The sequence below is a fragment of the Chryseobacterium formosum genome (assembly GCF_026460885.1).
Taxonomy (GTDB): Bacteria; Bacteroidota; Bacteroidia; order Flavobacteriales; family Weeksellaceae; genus Chryseobacterium; species Chryseobacterium formosus.
This window is the reverse complement of the sequence record NZ_JAOVZW010000011.1, coordinates 46,481-66,506: the sequence shown is the minus strand read 5'-3', so window position 1 is coordinate 66,506 and position 20,026 is coordinate 46,481. Positions and strand designations below refer to the sequence as shown.

The following is a 20,026-nucleotide window of genomic DNA, read 5'->3' as shown; positions in this document are numbered from 1 at the left end:
CGCAACACGTTCAGTAAAGGTTCCGATACGTTCATCAGAAGTCTGGCGAAGTTGTTCACGCCTCCGATGGGGTCGTATATACATCCAGACACGTTATACCACCTATCCAAACAGGTAAAAGATAGGTCCGGATAGGTAAAATACCACTCCCGATCTATACTGAACGTATCCCGAGGAGTCAGCAACCGCTCCCGCTCATTAAAAAACGTCTCCAGATGGCTGAATGACGTTTCTGAACCTATCTGAAACGTATCGGAAGTAGTACACAACGTCTTCCGAATATTCAATAACGTATCAAAGCTATTAAAAGATGATTTGCATAAAAATACCCCTCCGTATTAATGGAGGGGTTTTTGGGTTTTTACTGTTTTACTTTTTCTCCTCGGGTGGAGCAGTAGAGGTTGAATTTTTCACAAAGAACTGTTTCAGATCCTTGTATTTGTCTTCAAATCCCGGTGACGCTGTACCCGCTTTGTAAGTACTGTAAGAATAATCTACTAATGCCGATTGATAATTGTCGTAATCATGAAGTGTTTTAGCATTATTCAATCTTGTGATCACGCTTTCAAGTCTGCTGATCATGGTTTCCATTTTGTTACGGGAGCTGTGATCTTTATTAAATTCTTCCCAGTCCACTTCAGGAGAGCTCAAATTTGCTTGACTCTGGTTGTAATCGTAGACTTTGTTGACGAAAAGCTTGTTTTGCTCATTGATGCTTCCGTAACGCTTACGGTCTTCTGGTGAAAGGTTAATTGTGATTTCAGCGATTGCGCTTTCCAATGCCGCAATGGCATCCTGTGCTGCAGTGATTTTTGCACTGCTCAAATGGGTAGAGTTCAAATTTGTTAATCCCATCATTTTTGATTTTAAAGGTTAGTACTATTTATGTAAAATCGTGTGTTTTTATCTTGGGAAAACTAAGGTAGAAAAAAAATTAATACAGAAAAGAAAAAAATAATTGTAAGATTTTTTGAAAAAGAGAAATATAACTTTTAAACCACCCCGTCAAAAATTCTTACGAATTTTCGCCATACATCCAAAGGAGGGGAATTTCTCAAGTCTTGACTTGATTGAATATTATCAATAAATTTTCTAAATTTGAATTAGGACTCACCTCCTTATACGGAGCAAAATTCCCCTCCCTTGGAGGGGTGGATTTTTTCGAAGAAAAAAGACGGGGTGGTTAGAAACAACACAAAACAAAAACACAATGAAAGAGGTTTTAACCCAAATCAACGGAATTCCCATCCGTGAAAACTTCGTGGAAAATCTCCCATACAATCCTAAATTAAAACCTTTAATAAATGGAAAACGAAAAGCTGGAATTTTAAGTGAAGTAATTTTCTGGAAGCAAGTTCGGGCAAAAAGTTTTCACAATATAGATTTTGACAGACAGAGAATTATAGGAAATTACATCGTTGATTTTTATATTAAAAATTTAGGATTGGTTATTGAAATTGATGGTTGGAGTCATTGTACAAAAGAAGATTATGATGAAATTAGGCAGAAATATTTGGAATCTTTAGGATTGAAGATTTTTAGAGTAACTGATTTTGATGTGAAGAATAATTTAGGGGTTGTAATGAAAAGCTTGGAGGATTTTATTGTTGAGAATTATGCGTATTAAACCACCCTGTCTCAATTTTCATGAAAATTGAGACACCCCTCCAAGGGAGGGGGAATTTTCACACATAGTTTTTTGTTGAAAATTTGTAAGTATTTTCTAAATTTGGATTACAAGTCAACACTTATTCGCTACTACAATCCCCCTCACTCGGAGGAGTGGCGAAAATTCGGAAGGAAAAAGACGGGGTGGTTAAAAAAGTGCTAAAGCAAAGTGTTTAAATCGAAAAAACTACTTCCTCTTTGAAGACTTTCTAATACAAATCTGCGGTGTCAAAACCACTTTCTTCTCGATAGAAACACCTGTAGAATTATCTTTAATTCGGTCTAGAAAAACTTGTCCAGCCATATTTCCCATAATTACTGGAGTTTGATCCATCGAACTCATCGGAAGTTCCATAAATTGAGTGAAAGGTTCGTTTGAGAAACCAATTACAGCAACTTCCTGAGGAATTTTTATCTTACGTTTTTTAAGTTCCTGACAAGCACCAAGAGCTGCAAAATCACTGGCAGAAAATATTGCATCGGGAATAGATTTACTCTCCCACAAAGTTTTGATGGCTTCAATTCCGGCATCAATTGAACTTCCTGTAGAGATTATATTTTCTTCTTTTACCTGAAATTTGTGGTCAATTAGAGCCTGTTTGTAACCGTTAAGACGATTCTGGTAAATCTCAAGATTGAGATCTCCGGCAAAATGACAGATGTTTTTATAGCCTTCCGAAATCAAATGTTCTGTAGCCATATAACCCCCACGATAATCATCAACCGTTACCGTACTGATTCCCGGAATATCTTTTTTTCTATCAAAGAATATAATCGGAGTGTTTGAAGTATCTAAAATATGCTGAATGTGCTCTGTGTCAATTGTAGTTCTAGAAACCGACATGAAAATTCCGTCAACCTGAGCGTTTAATAAGGTATTTAAATGCTTTTTTTCAATATTAACATCTTCATGACTTTGACAAATAATAACGTGGTAACCCTGCACAGAAAGTTCTTCTTCAATTCCACGGATGACAGACGAGAAAAAATTGGTGTTGATGTAAGGAACAATGATTCCAATGTTTTTTGTTTCCCCACTTTTAAGGGCTTTGGCAAGATTATTTTGCTTATAGTTCATTTCCTTTGCGGTTTTTACTACAAGTTCTTTGGTTGCCTGGCTGATTCTCGGATGATTATTTAGTGCTCTGGAAACAGTTGCCACACTTACGTTCAGCTTTCTGGAAATATCATAAATAGTGGCGTTTTTCTTTGTCATACCTCGTTTTCTATTGTTTAAAACAATGAATGTTTCTTCATCATTATTGATGTGAATTTAATCATTTAACGTAGAAATATATTTTAGATATGAATATTTTCTAAGCTTTTTTAAATGACAAATTACAGCGATAAATTTAATTAAAATTTATTATTATAAAAGTCTTTTTGAAACAATGGTTTAACTAAAGAAATTTATGAAAAAATGAAGACTAAAATTTCAAATATTTAAGGAACAATATCATATTTCGTATCATCACTATTTCCGAAAATATTGTGTTGAATTTCTCTCGCCAGACGAAATGTTTCATCTAAAGAGGTGTTAGTATTTATCTTTAGATATGGAACATTTTTGTTTGCTTCTTCTTCAATTTTAAAATTATTTTCTGATGCAAATTGTTTCACTTTTTCATAATAAGGAATTTGAAATTCTTCTGTAGCTTCATATTCAATATTTAAATTATTTCCATTTTTAGCAAAATAAATACAGTCATACCCTTTAGAATAGATTCCGATAAAATCAAAATCAGTTTTATTCTCTAAAAATAATTTTAACTCCTTTGGAAGCTGATATATTTGAATCTGTTTTGCAATAAAATCATCTTTAATTTTTTCTAAATTATAACTTGCTTTAATAGCTTTTAAATTATTAATGATGGATTTAAAAATATTCATAAACTTGATTTCAATCTGCCAAAGTTATAAAAAAGAGCACCGAAAAAATTCGATGCCCTACAAACTAATTATAAAACTAAAGTATATTTATTTTTCCCAAACCTTTTCGATTTCCTCGAGAGATTTGCCTTTCGTTTCAGGTACCCATTTCCATACGAAGAACAAGGACAGAACACTCATCACTCCGTAAAATCCATAAGTAAATGCTCCACTGAATTCCATCATAAAAGGATAAGTTGATGAAATTAAATAGTTGGCTGCCCATTGAGCTGCAACTGCAATCGCAATCGCACTTCCTCTGATTTTATTAGGGAAAATTTCTGAGATCAAAACCCAGCAAATCGGTCCCCAAGACATCATAAATGAAGCCGTATAAACGATGATGAATACCAAAGTGGCAATTCCGATGATTTGATAATACGATAAAATTGCAATCGCAAACATACCAATTGCCATCCCAACAGAACCAACTATTAACAAAGGTTTTCTTCCCCATTTATCCACTGTGAAAATAGCGATAACGGTAAAGATTACATTCACCAATCCCATCACAACGGTCTGCAGCATCGATGAATCTTTATGAACACCCATGCTTTCGAAGATTCTTGGAGCATAATATAAAGCAACATTAATTCCCACAAACTGCTGGAAAACAGAAAGCAAAATTCCAATCACAATCACGGTTTTCCCGAAAGCGAAAATTTCACTTTTATGTTCTACGACAGTGCTTTTTATCTCAGAGAAAATTTCTTTTCCACGGGCTTCACCATTGATTTTAGTTAAAATTTTCAGCGCTTCTGCGTCTTTGTTTACGAATGTCAGATAACGCGGTGTTTCAGGAACGAAAAATAAAAGAATACCGAACAAGGCAGAAGGAATCGTCAAAGACAAAAACATATATCTCCATCCGATTTCGTTGATCCATTCTACGGTTTGTCCGCTTGCAATTCCCCAGTTCACGAAGTAAACCACGAGCATCCCGAAAATAATGGCAAACTGATTCAGAGAAACCAGTTTACCACGTATTTCGGCAGGTGCAATCTCACCAATGTACATCGGGCAGACCGCCGAAGCCAAGCCCACACCGATTCCACCGATGATCCTATAAAAATTAAATGCCAGCAAAACACCCATTGAATGTTCGCCATGTTTGAAGAATAAAAACTCAGGATACGCCGCTCCCAAAGCACTGATGAAGAACAAAAATGCCGAAAGCATCAATGATTTTTTTCTTCCCAGCTTTGTGGAAATCATTCCGGAAATCGCGCCACCGATGATGCATCCGATCAATGCGCTCGAAATGGTCGCTCCGTGAGCTAATGAACTTAAACCTAAAGGAATAATTAAATATTCCTGAATCGATTTTTCGGCTCCGGAAATCACTGCCGTGTCGTATCCAAACAAAAGTCCTCCCAAAGTGGCGACCAACGTAAGTACAGTAACGTACAGCATATTGATCTGCGCCTTTGTTCCTGAAGAATATTTAGGACCGGAATCTATTATTTGCATAGTTTGATTTAGTTTTAATTGTTAAAAGTTTTTGAAACATGATATTTTTTTTAACCGCAAAAGAATCAAAAGAATTTGTGGCATTTTAGCTATTCAAAAGATGACAAAACGAATTTTTTTAAAAGTTTCTAATATTTTGCAGACTTTTGAATAGCTGTTTTTTTCGATTATTTCTTTTGAACCTTTTGCGGTAAAAGAAAATAGTCAATTGTTATCATGTATTCACATTAAATTATAAATACTGATTGATAATACTCTCAAGATATTCCTGCTTTCCGCTTTCTCTACCAACTTCACCCAATCCTTGAGCGTAAGTTGCAAGATCAGTTAAAGATAAGCTTCCGTTTTCGAAATCTTTACCTTTTCCGCTATCGAAAGAAGAATATCTGTTGGTTCTTATTTCAGAATATTTTGATTTTTCTAAAATTTTATCAGCGGCTAAGAAAGATCTTGCAAAATTGTCCATTCCACTGATGTGTGCAATGAAAATATCTTCCAAATCTGTAGAGTTTCTTCTGATTTTTGCATCAAAATTGACACCTCCGCCTTGGAAACCTCCAGCTTGGATGATCACCAACATCGCCTGAGTCATTTCGTACAAATCAACCGGGAATTGGTCTGTATCCCAACCGTTTTGGTAATCTCCTCTGTTTGCATCGATGCTTCCCAAAACATTGTTGTCAGCAGCCACTTGAAGTTCGTGCTCGAAAGTATGTTGAGCCAAAGTAGCATGGTTGACTTCAAGATTTAATTTAAAATCATTCAATAAATCATACTGACGAAGGAAGTTTAAGCAAGTCGCGGCATCGAAATCATATTGGTGTTTTGTCGGCTCCATCGGTTTTGGCTCGATGAAGAAAGTTCCTTTGAATCCCTGAGCTCTTGCATAATCTTTAGCCAAATGTAAAAATTTCGCCATGTGCTCCTGCTCACGCTTCATGTTCGTGTTAAGAAGAGACATATAACCTTCACGGCCGCCCCAGAATACGTAATTTTCTCCACCTAACTTGATCGTTGCATCCAAAGCATTTTTCACCTGTCCGCCAGCGTAAGCCAAAACGTCAAAAGAAGGATTGGTTGCTGCACCGTTCATAAATCTAGGGTTTGAGAAACAGTTCGAAGTTCCCCAAAGCAATTTCACGCCTGAAGCAGCCTGCTTTTCTTTAGCGTAATCGGTGATGAATTCTAATCTTTTGGTAGATTCTAAAAAGTTATCTGCTTCGTCAATCAAATCATAATCGTGGAAACAGTAATAAGGAACGCCCAGTTTGGTGAAAAATTCAAAAGCCGCATCCATTTTTTCTGTTGCTCTTTGCTTTGCATCAGAAGCAATTAACCAGTCAAATTGCTGAGTTCCTGCACCAAACGGATCTCCACCAGTTGCGCAAAATGTGTGCCAGTAAGCAGACGCAAACTTGAAATATTCTTTCATCGTTTTTCCACGAACAACCAAATTCTCATCGTAAAATTTGAATGCCAGCGGATTGTCTGATTCTCTTCCTTCAAACTGAATTTTATCTATCCCTTTAAAATACTCTTTGTTTCCTGTTGTAATTGCCATTATTTTGATTTTATTTTTTGATTTATTTAATAATATGTTTGAATTAATTTCTCGCAGATTGAGCAAATTTTGCAGATTTATTTTAGCTGTTAATCTGCTGGATCTGCTGGATCTGCGAGATATTTTTTTAAGAATTAATTAAAACTTGTTCTAATTTATTTTTCCATTTCCCATAACTTTCTTTATACTGATCCATATTTTTAAAATCAGGAATGTAGGTCGTAGTAATATCTTTTTCGGTTAAAATATCAGTTAAGGTATCAAATGCTCCCGCTCCGATTGCCGCTGCTCTTGCTGCGCCCGTTGAACCTGTGGTGTCAAATATTCTGATTTCCGTATCCAATAATGTTGCAATCGATTGCGCAAACAAAGAAGAACGGAATAGGTTGTCACCACCGGCTTTGATGATGCCTTTTTGAAGTCCGTCATTCATCAATATTTCGGTTCCGTACACGAATGAGTAGGCGATACCTTCCAGTCCCGCTCTGAATAGATGAACGCTTTTGTGACGGTTAAAATTCACATTATATGTTGATGAACCGATGTCTTTATTTCTTAAAACTCTTTCCGCACCGTTTCCGAATGGCAAAACGATAATTCCGTCAGAACCAATTTGGATTTGTGAAGCTAAGTCATTCAGTTCCTGGTAAGAATGTCTTTTCTGGTCTACCTGATGACGTAACCAGCTGTACTGAATTCCGGCACCATTTAAACAAAGCATTTTCCCGATTCGCGGTTGTTCTTTTGTATGATTAATGTGTGCAAAATTGTTTACTCGCACAGATTCTTTAGAATGAATATTATCTGTAACACCGTAAACAACGCCAGAAGTTCCGCCTGTAGCAGCAATTTCTCCGGGATTCATCACGTTTAATGATAATGCATTATTTGGCTGATCTCCTGCTCTGTAGAGAATTGGAATACCTTCTGGTAAGCTGCTTTCTTCTGCGCCCTGTTTTGAAACAACACATTGCACACTGAAATTATCAACTACCTTTGAAACCAAAGATTCATCAATTCCCCAGTGATTCAATAAAGTTTTTGAAGCCTGATGTTTCTGAAAATCCCAAAGTACTCCTTCAGAAAGTCCGGTTACGGTTGTCGTTGCTTCTCCGCTTAATTTTAAAGCAATAAAATCTCCCGGAAGCATAAATTTCCAGATTTTCTCATAGACTTCCGGCTCATTTTCTTTGACCCATTTTAGTTTTGAAGCGGTGAAATTTCCCGGGGAATTTAAAAGTTTATTCATACAGACTTCTTCACCCAAATCGTCAAAAGCTTTGTCACCAGTTTCCACTGCACGGCTGTCGCACCAAATGATTGAAGGACGCAAAACTTCTTTATCCTTGCCCACCAAAACCAAACCGTGCATCTGATAAGAAATTCCGATTCCTTTGATTTCGTTTTTATCGATGTGGCTTTCTGCAATTATTTTTTGAGTCAGAATCCTGAGATTTTGCCACCAAGCTTCCGGATCTTGTTCTGCCCAACCAATTTTTGGTGAATCGATAGACATTTCTGTTTCCGGATATTTGGCATGAGCAATTACTTTTCCCTGCTCATCAACAATTGAAGCTTTCAGTGAAGAACTTCCAACATCGTATCCTATAAACATTTTTTTGATTTAATATTTGTTAGTGGCTAAATGTAATAATTTTATAATATAAATTGATTTTTTATTTTGAATTCGTAAATTTTTATGATAATTACCTGTTTTAAATCCCTGTTTTATAGATGTTTTCCAAAACTTAGTTATCTTATTTTTTATGATAAGGTTGTTTGCTTTTCGTAATTTTTACTCTAAGGAATTTCCCGAAAAAGATGAGTAAATCTATAAATCAGGTTAATCGATTGCTCAAAATGATATTTTATAAATAAATTCCAGGATTCACGCTGAAAATATTATTTTTGAATATGAACAACAGAAATCGCGGGAAAAATACAGGCGACGACACATTATTTTCTTCACAAAAGCAAATTGATAAACTGAAATTAGCAGTGCGGGATATGCAGTATTTGTTGAGTAGAAATTATGCAGAAAAAGCTTCTTCAGAGTTGGTAGGAAATCATTATCGTTTGAAAATCCGACAAATTCAGGCTTTGCGTGGGGCTTCTGCCTCGGAAAATCAGATTCAGAATAGAAAATCGAAGGAACTGAGAATTTCAGATTTAAAAGGAAACACGATTTATCTGGATGGTTTTAATGTTCTGATTTTGTTGGAAAGTTTACTTTCCGAGGCTTATATTTTTGAAGGAACCGATGGCTGTTTTCGTGATCTTTCGGGTGTTTATGGAACTTATAAAAGAGTCAATCAGACTCAAAAATCGATTGAATTGGTTGCAACATTTTTCAAGAAATCAAAGGCAGAAAATCTGATTTGGATTTTTGATAAACCTATTTCTAACAGTGGAAGAATTAAACAAATTATTTTAGATTTTGCTAAAGAAAATCATCTCAATTGGAATGTTGAACTGGAGTTTAGTCCGGATAAATTTTTAGCGGAAAATGCAGAAATAATCGTTTCTTCGGATGCCTGGATTTTAGATAACTGCAGAAATTGGTTTAATCTTGTGGGATATTTAATTAATGAAGAAAAACTATCTGTTAATCTTGTGAAAATGTTTTAATCATGAATTTATTTGAAGACTATATTCCATTATTTTCAAAAGACTGGAAAGAAAAATATCAGGCGATTTTGGAAGAAGAACACCTCAAAAGCTTAAATGAGAATATTCAAAAATTTAATGACAAAACTTTGGATTTAAATCTTCCTGTTTTTAATGAGGAAATCAAAATTGACCGAGATGAAAGTTTTAATCAGTTTATCGATGTTTTCAATTCGCAAAATTCAGATGAAATTAAAACCAAAAAATTAGAACAAATTCCTTTTTACCATTGGCTGAATATTTTAGGACAAAGACTTACTTCGGCAAGTTTGCGTGATGAAAATGCAATTCCACCTGTGAAAAGCATATTAATTGAAGCCTGCGAAAAGCCTTTTAACAATGAAATAATCATTGCACAAAGGGCCTGGGAAAAGCATGTCGGAAGAATGGATGACGAATTTTGGGGCGAAGTAAAAGGAAATAATCAGCAAAAACAGCAAATCGTTATGGAGAAAATCAATTACATTTTAGACCAGAAAACATGGTGGAATGTTTTCTTTCATTATAAACACGAATTGGTTTTTGAAGTAAGAGAAAAAGAGGGTCACGGAATTCGCTGGAGTCATGACGGAAAAAATTTGATTGGTTTTTTGGAGGGTTTTATTAATGAATGATTTGATGCGTAAAAAGATTGCGTAGCAGTGGAGTAATTTTGAACAAATTTTTGATAATCAGGAAAGATGAAAAACATTTACAACAAAGGAACTTTCAGAAGCTTCGAATATGGTAAAATCGGACCTTATTTAAAAAAGCATGGAAATAAAAAATGGAGAAGAACTGAGAAATTGGAAATCGAAGATCAGCTTAGTGAAACCATTAAATTTTTTAAGCAAAGAAGAAAAAGGCGGAAATTAATCTGGGTTAAAATTACCAGTGAATCTTACGGCACAACACATTCCGATTACAGAAGTTTCTATTCTGAAAAAGCCTTTAAAGACTCAATAAACAGAGCACACATAGCAAGATATTTTTTAATAAATAAAACAAACAAAAAATGAACACATTTATCGATATTGGCATTAACCTGACCAATAGACAATTTTACAATGAGCAAGAAGAAATCATCAACCAAGCTCTCGACAATGGCGTTGAGCAAATGATTCTTACAGGAACGAGCGTTCGCGGAAGCAAAGAATCAGCGGAAATCGCAGAAGATTATCCTGAAATTTTATTTTCCACAGCAGGAATTCATCCGCATGACGCAAAATCTTTTAATAACGAAAGTATTAATGAATTAAGGAAATTATTAAAACAAGACCACGTAATTTCCGTCGGAGAATGCGGATTAGATTTCGATAGGGATTTTTCACCAAGACCGGTTCAGGAAAAATGTTATCGCGCTCAACTCGAATTATCAATTGAAATGAATAAACCCCTTTTTCTTCATGAAAGAGCAGCTTTTAAAAGGTTAAACGAAATCACAGACGGATATTTATCAAAACTTCCGAAAGCTGTGGTTCATTGTTTTACGGGAACTTTAAATGAAGCAAAAACTTATCTGGATAAAGGGTTTTACTTAGGATTTACCGGAGCAATAAGTGATACAACCAGATTTAAACATTTGGAAGAAGTCATCAAATATGTTCCGCTCGATCGAATGATGATCGAAACCGATGCGCCTTTTATGCTTCCGAAAAATATGCCGAGAATGCAAAACCGCAGAAACGAACCATCTTTTCTTCCGTATGTTGCACAAACCATCGCACATTTTAAGAAAATAAGTATTTCTGAAGTCGCTGATGAAACAACCAAAGTCGCCCGAAAATTTTTCAAAATATAAAAAAGAGCTCTACAGAATATGTAAAGCTCTTTTTTATGAAATTTAAAAATTTATATTTGCTTAAATGCTCTTCCAGGCTGATTCTAAAGCCAATTCGATCATCGGTTTCAACGCTTTTTCTCTTTGATCTGCCGAAATGTTTTCGTGAGTCGGAATAATATCTGAAACCGTCAAAATCGTCGCAGCATTTTTTCCTAAATGTTTTGCATTGGCAAATAATCCGAAAGCTTCCATTTCTACAGCCGGACAATCGTATTTTGTAGCAATTACCGGAATATTTGGATCTTTTCTGTAGAAAATATCGCTGCTATGGATATTTGTTGCTTTCGCTTTTAAAGATAATTCTTCAGCAGTTGCATTGATGATTTCAAAAATATTTCCCTGATGAGAAATTACATCTTCTTCAATTTCCCAGGCAAATTTTGCGTAGGTACTTTCGCTTGCTGCATTTTCAACATTCAAAATATCAAAAACTTTCAGATCAGTAGTATAAGCTCCACAAGTTCCGATTCTGATGATGGTATCAACTTCATATTCCGTGAACAGCTCAAAAGAATAAATTCCGATGCTTGGGAAACCCATTCCGCTTGCTCCCACAGTGATTTCTTTACCTTTATAAATTCCCGTATAATAAAAAATACCTCTTGTCTGGCTTACCAATTTTGCGTTTTCAAGAAAATTTTCAGCGATGTATTTTGCACGAAGCGGATCTCCCGGTTGCAATACCACTTTAGCAATTTCTCCTTTTTTTGCACTGATGTGAACACTCATAATTTTATTTTCAATGGTGCAAAGATAACAAATATGTGAATATTGAAAACCTTCAGTTTTAGTCTTAAATTTTCTAATGATAATTAACAACTTACATGCAAAGCAAAATTCACTTTTTATTATCTTTATCTAAAATTTAAAATAAAATGAAGATTGAGCATATTGCTATTTGGGTAAAGGATTTGGAAAAAACGAAGGCATTCTACGAAAAATATTTCGGTGCAATTTCAAATGAAAAATATTACAATCCCACAAAAAAATTCGAATCTTATTTCCTGAGTTTTGAAAACGTTTCAAGACTTGAAATTATGAGAAAACCGGATATTCAGGAAAATAATAGTTCTTATGATGCTCAGCAATTCGGAATTGTACATCTCGCATTTTCGACAGGAAGTAAAGAAAAAGTCGATGAACTGACAGAAACTCTAAGAAAAGACGGTTATAAAATAGCAGGAGAACCTCGTACATCGGGAGATGGATATTATGAAAGTGTGATTCTCGATCCTGAGAATAATATTGTTGAAATCATCAAGTAAAAAATATTTGATCCAGAGAAATTCATACTTATATTAATCGATTAGAATTTCAGAAAAATAATTCTATTTTTGTTAGATGATGGAAACTAAATCCCCATTTTTAGACACATTATTTCTGCTTCGAAAGGATGAATGCATCACCATTTTTGCGGATATTAAAAAGATTTCTCCAAAAGAAGAACAGGAAGCTGCAGATTATTTTGAAACTGAATTTGAAAAAGAAAGATTAGAATTTCTGTCTGATCAGATTCTTTTTGATAAAGAAGCGGCGGTTTGGGCGGCAAAAATTTTGTATCACAGTATACAGCTTTATCTTATTCGTGAAAATACAGAGAAAGATTTAAAGATGTTAATTCCTGAATTTGAAGGTCAATTTACGCTTTCTTCCAAATTATCTGCAGATTTATCGTTGAGGTTTTTACCTCAAATAATTGTATCCCTGAAAAATGTGGATCCAAATGATCCGTTGGTTACATTGCTTGAAAATATCCTGAAGCAATTTCATTATTCAGGAATCGAAATAGAACTTGATCTCGAAAATATCAATTGGGAAGAAGAGTTTAAAGATAAAACCTACAGGAAACTATATCTCGAAAGAATTGTAGAAAATAAAGTTTATCGACTTGCGGAGATTCCTTATTTCAACAAATTGTTAAATGCAGAGTTCGGATGGTACAAAGAGGTTTTCTGGAAAGAATTAAAAAAATAAAACAAAAATTAATGACTCAAAATATTGAAAAATTAAATACTGTTCTCAATTATGTAAAATCTACTTTCGTCGGAAAAAATGATGTGGTTGATTTATTGGGAATCTGTTTATTGGCAAGAGAAAATGCCTTTTTGTATGGACCTCCCGGAACTGCAAAATCAGCTTTGGTAAGAACGCTTGCAAAAACAGTGAAAGATGGGAAGAATTTCGAATATCTTTTAACCCGTTTTACAGAACCAAACGAAATTTTCGGACCTTTCGATATTAGAAAACTAAAAGAGGGAGAACTTTTCACCAATACTGATGGGATGATGCCTGAAGCTTCGATGGTTTTTCTTGATGAAATATTCAACGCAAACTCGGCTATTCTGAATTCCCTTTTGATGGCTCTGAACGAAAAGATTTTCAAAAGAGGAAAAGAAACAAAAAATCTTCCAGCATTAATGTTTGTGGGTGCAAGTAATGTTCTTCCAGAAGATGAAGCTTTGAATGCATTATTCGATCGTTTTTTGGTGAGAATTAATGTGGATTATGTGCATCCCGATCTTCTTCAGCAGGTTCTTTTAGCGGGAAGAAAACTAGAAAATACAACAGATGCTGAAATTCCTGAAATTCTGGCTCATGAGATTAAAGAGCTTCAGGCATTGTGTAAAAATGTTGATTTGAAACCTATTTATGAAGTCTATCTCAATACCATTATCAGTCTTCGAAATACGGGAATTACTATTTCTGATCGTCGAGCGGTAAAAATGCAGAACCTTATTGCTGCAAGTGCCTTAATTTGTGGAAGAAATGAAGCGATTTTATCAGATTTATGGGTTTTAAAATATATTTGGGATACTGAAGAGCAAATTGAGATTTTAGAAGGAATTATTAATCGAACTATCGAAAAAGACGAAAATCCGAAATCTCATCCGCAAGCTTTACATAATAAAACTCCGAATCCGGAAGAGGTGATGAAGGATGTGAAAATACTAATTGATCAATGGGAAAACGGAAAACTGAGTTTTGAGGAGCAGAATGTAATCAAAGATAAATTGAGATATCTTCAAACCCGTTGCGACTGGATTACCAATGCAGAACAGAAACAGTTTATCCAAAAAGAAATTGAAAGCTTATGGCAGAAGATTCTTCAGAGCGCCTAAAAGAATTCTGGGCTGAAATTCCACGTAAAGATGAATATTCTTTAGGGTCAATTCGTGACTGGAAAAATATTCAGATTGCCGGAGATGATGAGACAATTTGGCTGAAAGGTTTTACAGCAGAACAAGCCGTTTCATCTGAATTAAAGCAGATTCCGAATTTTATTTTATACGAATTAAAAAACGGACTTTTATTCAGAAGAAATGCATTGGTTCCAAGTAAGAAAGTGAGAACGGCTTTGCTTTGGAATACAATTGATAAAGTTTTAAAATTAAATTTTCCGCCATCAAACCATAATTTTTTCGGAATTGATGAAAAAATTGAAGTTCATCTTAAAAAAGGAGAAAATGAATTTCCCGTAGCGGCATTGTTATGTTTGATTGATGACATCAAAGATAAAATTGCTGAACTTCCGAAATTTAAGCTGGAAAAACTGGATTGGATGATTGTAGATGATAAAGCTTTATTTCTGGGAACACCATTATTAAGTTTCCAAGGAAAAACATTTTGGATGAAAGACAATCATCTTTTACCGAGCGGATTTGATTTTGAATTTAAAAACCTGAGCTCATTATTACAAAAAAAATATAATAAAGATTCCGACAAATGGTTATTGTGGAACGAAGACGGAAGCTATCTTTCAATCAATAAAGATGATTTCCGAAAGCTTTCGGTAAGTTCTTTCCGTTTGACTCAAAAAGCAAGAGAATGGATGTAGTAAGTTATTTTCAATCATACGGAAATTATTTCTGGGAATGGATCACAGATAAGGATGTTCGTGATTCTTCGGGATATCTTGAGAATAATCTTATTTCTGTTCCGAATGTTGGTGCGATTGCTTACAGACCGTATGTTATGGAGGTTTTAAAAGAACTGCAACCACAAGGTTTTCCGCCTTTTGGAGCTTTTCTTCTGGCAGTATATTCAACTCAGGACGGTTATCTGAATCTGGATGGAATTTTTTATTTTTTAAGAAAATATAGAACAGAAGAAACGAGTGACTTTAATTTAGATATAAAAAACGCTTGTCAGTTATTGGAAAACCTCAGCAAAGTTGGGAATTCCATGAAGAGAGGACAAAACAGAATCAATCTTTTCCAAACTATTTTTAAAGATGCAGTTCATCTCATTTCTGCAGATGAATCTGAATATATTCTCAAAAGTTATTACAGAAGTCCTCAGAAAATTGGCGATGCTGCTGAAAAGCTTCTGCTTCCTGATGATGTTATAGATAGAGATATAGAGACATTATCATTTATTCATCAAAAATTTCCAACAACAGAGTCTATCATAAAAGCCATGCGTGGTTTAACGGATGAACCGGAAATTAAAGAAGAAGTAGCCGAAGAACGTACAACAGATTCTGAAAAAGATTTTATTCAGGAGCTTATTGAAGAACCGAAAACATTTCAGGTTGGAAGTTTAATTAAAAGAATCTGGAGCGGACTTAAAATTCCGATGAAACATCTTTCCCCGGGAGAACAACCGATTGGTGGCGTTTCGGATATTACGAATAAAGGCGATCTTCACAGAATGCTTTTGTCTGAATATGCCAATGAAGATGAGGTTTTTATGAACCGTGTGGCGAATAATGAAGCACTTTATATTCAGAGAGAAATTCCGCCTGAAGAAAATGTTTTTGAAAGAATTATTCTTATTGATACTTCCCTGAAAAACTGGGGAACTCCGAAAGTTTTGGCGTTTGCTTCTGCTCTTGCTGTGATCAAACATCCGAAAGCACATTCCGAATGTAAAGTGTATGCTTTGGGACAATCTAGTATTGCCATGACATTGGATAGTGTGGAAGAAGTGATTGAAAATTTGAATTTGGTAAGCGGAACCTTAGATGTTTCTGAAACCTTAGATTTATTTTTCAAAAAAGAACGTACAGAAAAGGATCTCGAAGTATTTTTTATTACGAATCATGAAAATTTAACGAATGAAAATCTGCAAAGAGTCATTCACGAAAATAGAAACCGACTTAAGTTTTTGGTAACAACCTCTTCAGACGGCGAGCTGAATTTTTATAAACATCATTTAGGAGCCAGAAAACATATTCAAAAGATTCTACTTCCATTGAAAGAACTTTGGGCAGATCCTCCGCATAAAAAAAGTAAAAGATCAGTCAGTCAAAATATTAAAGGAGAAAAAACGGATGTTCCGCTCAATTATCCATTGCTTTTCCCGATTCCGCAACAGCAGATTGCGAAGTTTATGTACGAAGGAGAATTTTTTATTCTGAGCAGTAAAAAACAATTGTTGAGAACCTATCTTTCGAATAATTATTATGACAAAAACTATTATGAGCTCTACAAAATCCTTCGTGGTTGTGAGGTTTTGTTTGAAAATGTTTCTGTAAAAGACAGAGGTGTTTTTGCTTTGGCTAAAAACAAGCAGCAACAATTTATTTTATGTCAGTATCAACAGGATAAAAATCTTCTTTCTAAACTGAATGTTGAAACAAAAGAATATTCTGAACTGAATGTTTCGGGTTTTGATATTCCGTTAAATATGGAATTGGTCTATTTTGACAGATATTTTTATTTGCATCAAAAAAACTTACCAACTATTTTTATGATTAATCTTGAAGGTGAAGTTTCGATAGATCCTATGAAAAATGATCCTGAAATTCATAAAAATTTTGAAAAAGTAAAAATCGAACTTGAAAAACTGAATCATAACAATTATAAATTCACCAGCAATTTTACCATGATTGGAATTAATGAAAATAATAATCTGGTGATTTCTAAATATGAATTAAAATTTTGGGGAAGTTCAATGGCGCAGTATAAAAACCAATCTCCAATTGTAGTAGTTGCCGATCAGAATAAAAATAAATTTACTTTTTCAGATGGAAGCGAAATTATTGCAGATTCTCGTGGAATGCTTACTTTCATCAGTATTAATGCCAATATTCCGGAGTTTTATATGCCGACCTCAACGCATACCGGAATGGCTTTAGCTTCGGAGACAGAATTTGGAGGATATGAATTTTATTTGCCCGATAATACATTGCTGAAAGTGAAAACTATTGCAGATATGTACCAGGATTATTTACAACCATTTATAGATCAAATATTGGAATATGGAACTGAAGATTAAACCATTTCCGAAGAATAATTATCCCAAAAGAGGAGTTCTCATCAGAAGCGCTTCACCTTTGGTATGGCTTCGTGAGATAGAATCATTGGGAATTGATCTTAATTCTGTACAGTCTTTTGCGATACCTTCTCTTGAACTCAATATTCTGTATGGTTGCTTCATCGTTTTTGGAGGTCACGCTCCGAATGAAATTGGAAAGAATTCTTACTTTCAATGTTTTGATTCTAAATTATTTATTCCAGAAAATACAGATTTTTATCCTAAAATAAATTCAGAAGACTGGAAAAATATTGATGCTCGATATATTATTATGCATCCCGATTTCGGATTGGTAAAATTAAATGAAACCATCGACTGGGTTTCAATAGTAGAAGAATCTCCGAAAACCGAATCTAAACTTAAGAAGCCGTCAAACGGAGTTTTCATTCCACAAAAAATACGAAGCTTTAAAGTGGATATGAATGATGATGAGCTATTGGAACAGCTTTTAAAACCCATGACTGATGAAGAATGGATAAAAAATTTACCTTTCGATTTGGAAAAAGTAAAGGCTGGAAATAGAGATGAAATTTTAAAATATATTGAATACATTACTAAATATCCTGAAAGAGCTGTTTATCTAGGCATTCCATTGGATATTCACGATGCTTTGAGAGGTGGTTTTGGAAATTTTGATTTTGGGATGTTTGGAGGTTTTGGCGGAAATAATGGAAGTGATTCCAAAGAAAATCAATCTCCCGGAAAAATATCAGTCCCGCAAAAAATATTTGTAGCCTTTTTTGCATTGGTTGTCATCATTCTTTTCGCTATTAATTTTGATAAAAAACAGGAAGAACAGAAGGAAGTTTTAAATGATGATGTATTTACCCAAAGTCATTTTAACAGCAAACCTTATCCTGAAATTGATGAAGGACTGGTTTTCGAATCTGGTCTTACAGATATCGACAGGAAAATAGATTCCATGTTTGGAAACGAAAGACAATGGTTGATTAATGATTACAGACAAAGTATGAGCACCAAAGATGGAAGATCAACAATGTTATGGAAAATCGAAGAATATAGAAGGAAAGAACGACAGGCAAGAGAATTACTAAAAAAAGAATATCTTAAAAAGATAGAAAATATTGTCAACCTCAAGACAAAAACGTATTACAAAAAAATGCTGGATTCTATTCAGAAAGATCCTTCAAATAAGATGTCTGAGAAATCTAAAGCACTTCTTGCAGACGATATTCTGGAAATGAGAAAGATTGTAATTACAGATTCTCTGGCAAGAATTTATGGTACTTCTCATGAAATTGATCCTAAAATTGTATTCAATAATAATGGTGGGAAAGAAGCATTTAATGTTAATAAAGAAATTGATGAGAAAAAAGAAATTACCCTCTCGGAAATTGTCTGGCTTCTGCTTGCTCTTGCCGGAATTTTAGGAGTGTATTTTTATTTTATCAGAAAAAAGACATTGTACATGGGCGGAAAATATGTTTCAGACGGAATAAAAATGTTTCTCATTGCTTTATTAGGAGTGGCTTTGCTTTATATTTTTTATCCACTGATTAACACTTTTGGTTACAATTGGCTGGTTTGCTTATTGATAATTGGTGTGGTTGTTTTACTTTACCGTTTGTTTGATCAAGATGTTGATATTTTAAAACCAAGAAAAAAATGAAAAAGCAAAAGTTTTTAGAAAAGTTTTTGATTGCCTTTTTTGTTCTTGTGATTTTTAAGGTGATTGCCATTTTTGCGCAATTTTCTCAAACGGAGATGGCAAATGTTACAGAAACGGTGTTCAAGTTTGTGTTTTTTGCTGCTATTGCTGTTGTGGTTATTGTTTTTTTGCAGAATCAAGAAAAAGATCCTCAACCACAAACAAAAAATATCTATAGTGGCGGTGGAGCACCAATAGATACATCACTTTTTGACAAGTTAAAAAATATCTATGAAGATATTGCCAGAAAACATATTGAAGACAACGAATATAAAAAAGCAGCCATAGTCTACATGAATCTTCTGAATGATAATTATCGTGCTGCGGCAACTTTGGAAGAAGGTGGTTTTTACAGTGAAGCAGCCATCGTTTATTTACGAAAAGTCCAAAGTAAAACCGATGCAGCCAATTGTTATGTGAAAGCAAAACAGTACGATAAAGCCATTACTTTGTATAAAGAACTTCAGCAAAAAGAAAAAGTGGGAGATTTGTATAAAGAAATTAATGATCCTGAAAATGCATTTATCTTTTATCAAATGGTAGTCGATGATTATATACAAACTCATCAAATGGTGAAAGCATCTTTGGTATATCGAAATAAAATGGATAAGCCGAATGAAGCTCAGGAAACTCTTTTAAAAGGCTGGAAAGAAAATAAAGAATCCCTGAATTGCCTTAATAATTATTTTTCAAATATTCCTGAAATCGGAAAACTTGAAAATGAAATTAAATATTTATACGAAAATACCTCGCCCGACAAAAAGATGATCTATCTTGAAGCCATGAAAACCGAATTTAAAAAAGACCAACGGCTACAAAAGGCAACAAGAAATATTGCTTACGACATCATTGCAGAAAATATCAACGGTCGTTCCGAGATCGTTAATGATCTTAAACTTTTCAATCCGCATGATGAAGTGATTTTAAAGGATATTTCGAGGTATAAAACGGGGAGAAATAAAATGTTTAGAAATTAAAATAA

19 protein-coding genes are annotated in these 20,026 nt (G+C 34.3%); 12 read left to right on the top strand and 7 right to left on the bottom strand.

Annotated features, from left to right (window positions below):
- Positions 1 to 369: 369 nt before the first annotated feature.
- Complete coding sequence (locus tag OF897_RS10020) at positions 370 to 855, bottom strand: hypothetical protein (RefSeq protein WP_267265642.1); 486 nt, start codon at positions 853 to 855, stop codon at positions 370 to 372.
- Between the two features lie 355 nt (positions 856 to 1,210).
- On the opposite strand from OF897_RS10020, the gene OF897_RS10015 reads away from it, so the two are divergent.
- Complete coding sequence (locus OF897_RS10015) at positions 1,211 to 1,627, top strand: endonuclease domain-containing protein (protein WP_267265548.1); 417 nt, start codon at positions 1,211 to 1,213, stop codon at positions 1,625 to 1,627.
- A gap of 228 nt (positions 1,628 to 1,855) precedes the next feature.
- On the opposite strand, the gene OF897_RS10010 is transcribed toward OF897_RS10015, so the two are convergent.
- From OF897_RS10010 to OF897_RS09990, 5 genes are all read right to left on the bottom strand, one after another.
- A complete protein-coding gene (locus OF897_RS10010) occupies positions 1,856 to 2,884 on the bottom strand; it encodes a LacI family DNA-binding transcriptional regulator (protein ID WP_267265547.1) in 1,029 nt (342 codons plus the stop codon).
- A gap of 227 nt (positions 2,885 to 3,111) precedes the next feature.
- Complete coding sequence (locus tag OF897_RS10005) at positions 3,112 to 3,558, bottom strand: hypothetical protein (RefSeq protein ID WP_267265546.1); 447 nt, start codon at positions 3,556 to 3,558, stop codon at positions 3,112 to 3,114.
- An 87-nt stretch (positions 3,559 to 3,645) separates the two neighbouring features.
- A complete protein-coding gene (xylE, locus tag OF897_RS10000) occupies positions 3,646 to 5,067 on the bottom strand; it encodes a D-xylose transporter XylE (RefSeq protein ID WP_267265545.1) in 1,422 nt (473 codons plus the stop codon).
- 232 nt (positions 5,068 to 5,299) lie between these two features.
- Positions 5,300 to 6,628, bottom strand: a complete 1,329-nt coding sequence (xylA, locus tag OF897_RS09995; RefSeq protein ID WP_267265544.1) for a xylose isomerase — start codon at positions 6,626 to 6,628, stop codon at positions 5,300 to 5,302.
- A 127-nt stretch (positions 6,629 to 6,755) separates the two neighbouring features.
- Positions 6,756 to 8,243: a xylulokinase gene (locus OF897_RS09990; protein WP_267265543.1), complete on the bottom strand. Its 1,488-nt coding sequence runs from the start codon at positions 8,241 to 8,243 to the stop codon at positions 6,756 to 6,758.
- Positions 8,244 to 8,542: 299 nt separating this feature from the next.
- Between OF897_RS09990 and OF897_RS09985 the strand changes: the two genes are divergently transcribed.
- The 4 genes from OF897_RS09985 to OF897_RS09970 all read left to right on the top strand — a co-directional run bounded on the left by OF897_RS09985 (position 8,543) and on the right by OF897_RS09970 (position 11,075).
- Positions 8,543 to 9,256: a DUF434 domain-containing protein gene (locus tag OF897_RS09985; protein WP_267265542.1), complete on the top strand. Its 714-nt coding sequence runs from the start codon at positions 8,543 to 8,545 to the stop codon at positions 9,254 to 9,256.
- 2 nt (positions 9,257 to 9,258) lie between these two features.
- Positions 9,259 to 9,909, top strand: a complete 651-nt coding sequence (locus tag OF897_RS09980) for a hypothetical protein (protein WP_267265541.1) — start codon at positions 9,259 to 9,261, stop codon at positions 9,907 to 9,909.
- A 66-nt stretch (positions 9,910 to 9,975) separates the two neighbouring features.
- On the top strand, positions 9,976 to 10,293 hold the full coding sequence (locus tag OF897_RS09975; protein ID WP_267265540.1) for a hypothetical protein: 318 nt from the start codon (positions 9,976 to 9,978) through the stop codon (positions 10,291 to 10,293).
- Positions 10,290 to 11,075: a TatD family hydrolase gene (locus tag OF897_RS09970; protein ID WP_267265539.1), complete on the top strand. Its 786-nt coding sequence runs from the start codon at positions 10,290 to 10,292 to the stop codon at positions 11,073 to 11,075. Before OF897_RS09975 ends, OF897_RS09970 begins: the two co-directional genes overlap by 4 nt.
- A 60-nt stretch (positions 11,076 to 11,135) precedes the next feature.
- Here OF897_RS09970 and deoD read toward each other — a convergent pair whose 3' ends face one another.
- On the bottom strand, positions 11,136 to 11,846 hold the full coding sequence (gene deoD / locus OF897_RS09965; RefSeq protein WP_267265538.1) for a purine-nucleoside phosphorylase: 711 nt from the start codon (positions 11,844 to 11,846) through the stop codon (positions 11,136 to 11,138).
- A 146-nt stretch (positions 11,847 to 11,992) separates the two neighbouring features.
- Between deoD and OF897_RS09960 the strand changes: the two genes are divergently transcribed.
- The 7 genes from OF897_RS09960 to OF897_RS09930 all read left to right on the top strand — a co-directional run bounded on the left by OF897_RS09960 (position 11,993) and on the right by OF897_RS09930 (position 20,021).
- Entirely contained in the window at positions 11,993 to 12,382 is a 390-nt protein-coding gene (locus tag OF897_RS09960; RefSeq protein WP_267265537.1) for a VOC family protein, read from the top strand.
- Between the two features lie 76 nt (positions 12,383 to 12,458).
- Entirely contained in the window at positions 12,459 to 13,091 is a 633-nt protein-coding gene (locus tag OF897_RS09955) for a hypothetical protein (protein WP_267265536.1), read from the top strand.
- An 11-nt stretch (positions 13,092 to 13,102) separates the two neighbouring features.
- A complete protein-coding gene (locus OF897_RS09950; protein ID WP_267265535.1) occupies positions 13,103 to 14,236 on the top strand; it encodes an AAA family ATPase in 1,134 nt (377 codons plus the stop codon).
- Positions 14,209 to 14,952, top strand: a complete 744-nt coding sequence (locus tag OF897_RS09945; RefSeq protein WP_267265534.1) for a hypothetical protein — start codon at positions 14,209 to 14,211, stop codon at positions 14,950 to 14,952. The genes OF897_RS09950 and OF897_RS09945 overlap by 28 nt, the downstream gene beginning before the upstream one ends.
- On the top strand, positions 14,943 to 17,336 hold the full coding sequence (locus OF897_RS09940; RefSeq protein ID WP_267265533.1) for a hypothetical protein: 2,394 nt from the start codon (positions 14,943 to 14,945) through the stop codon (positions 17,334 to 17,336). Before OF897_RS09945 ends, OF897_RS09940 begins: the two co-directional genes overlap by 10 nt.
- Positions 17,320 to 19,005, top strand: coding sequence for an APC family permease (locus OF897_RS09935; protein ID WP_267265532.1), 1,686 nt, complete (start codon positions 17,320 to 17,322; stop codon positions 19,003 to 19,005). Before OF897_RS09940 ends, OF897_RS09935 begins: the two co-directional genes overlap by 17 nt.
- Entirely contained in the window at positions 19,002 to 20,021 is a 1,020-nt protein-coding gene (locus OF897_RS09930) for a tetratricopeptide repeat protein (RefSeq protein WP_267265531.1), read from the top strand. Before OF897_RS09935 ends, OF897_RS09930 begins: the two co-directional genes overlap by 4 nt.
- Positions 20,022 to 20,026: the final 5 nt, after the last annotated feature.

Bases quoted from the DNA above. Each gene is read 5' to 3' on its own strand.
- OF897_RS09990 (WP_267265543.1), bottom strand. From the start codon at position 8,243: ATGTTTATAGGATACGATGTTGGAAGTTCTTCACTGAAAGCTTCAATT.
- OF897_RS09940 (WP_267265533.1), top strand. From the start codon at position 14,943: ATGGATGTAGTAAGTTATTTTCAATCATACGGAAATTATTTCTGGGAA.
- OF897_RS09960 (WP_267265537.1), top strand. From the start codon at position 11,993: ATGAAGATTGAGCATATTGCTATTTGGGTAAAGGATTTGGAAAAAACG.
- OF897_RS09945 (WP_267265534.1), top strand. From the start codon at position 14,209: ATGGCAGAAGATTCTTCAGAGCGCCTAAAAGAATTCTGGGCTGAAATT.
- OF897_RS09955 (WP_267265536.1), top strand. From the start codon at position 12,459: ATGATGGAAACTAAATCCCCATTTTTAGACACATTATTTCTGCTTCGA.
- OF897_RS09970 (WP_267265539.1), top strand. From the start codon at position 10,290: ATGAACACATTTATCGATATTGGCATTAACCTGACCAATAGACAATTT.
- OF897_RS10020 (WP_267265642.1), bottom strand. From the start codon at position 855: ATGGGATTAACAAATTTGAACTCTACCCATTTGAGCAGTGCAAAAATC.
- OF897_RS09980 (WP_267265541.1), top strand. From the start codon at position 9,259: ATGAATTTATTTGAAGACTATATTCCATTATTTTCAAAAGACTGGAAA.
- OF897_RS09985 (WP_267265542.1), top strand. From the start codon at position 8,543: ATGAACAACAGAAATCGCGGGAAAAATACAGGCGACGACACATTATTT.
- OF897_RS09975 (WP_267265540.1), top strand. From the start codon at position 9,976: ATGAAAAACATTTACAACAAAGGAACTTTCAGAAGCTTCGAATATGGT.
- OF897_RS10010 (WP_267265547.1), bottom strand. From the start codon at position 2,884: ATGACAAAGAAAAACGCCACTATTTATGATATTTCCAGAAAGCTGAAC.
- deoD (WP_267265538.1), bottom strand. From the start codon at position 11,846: ATGAGTGTTCACATCAGTGCAAAAAAAGGAGAAATTGCTAAAGTGGTA.
- OF897_RS09935 (WP_267265532.1), top strand. From the start codon at position 17,320: ATGGAACTGAAGATTAAACCATTTCCGAAGAATAATTATCCCAAAAGA.
- OF897_RS10005 (WP_267265546.1), bottom strand. From the start codon at position 3,558: ATGAATATTTTTAAATCCATCATTAATAATTTAAAAGCTATTAAAGCA.
- OF897_RS09950 (WP_267265535.1), top strand. From the start codon at position 13,103: ATGACTCAAAATATTGAAAAATTAAATACTGTTCTCAATTATGTAAAA.
- xylA (WP_267265544.1), bottom strand. From the start codon at position 6,628: ATGGCAATTACAACAGGAAACAAAGAGTATTTTAAAGGGATAGATAAA.
- OF897_RS09930 (WP_267265531.1), top strand. From the start codon at position 19,002: ATGAAAAAGCAAAAGTTTTTAGAAAAGTTTTTGATTGCCTTTTTTGTT.
- OF897_RS10015 (WP_267265548.1), top strand. From the start codon at position 1,211: ATGAAAGAGGTTTTAACCCAAATCAACGGAATTCCCATCCGTGAAAAC.
- xylE (WP_267265545.1), bottom strand. From the start codon at position 5,067: ATGCAAATAATAGATTCCGGTCCTAAATATTCTTCAGGAACAAAGGCG.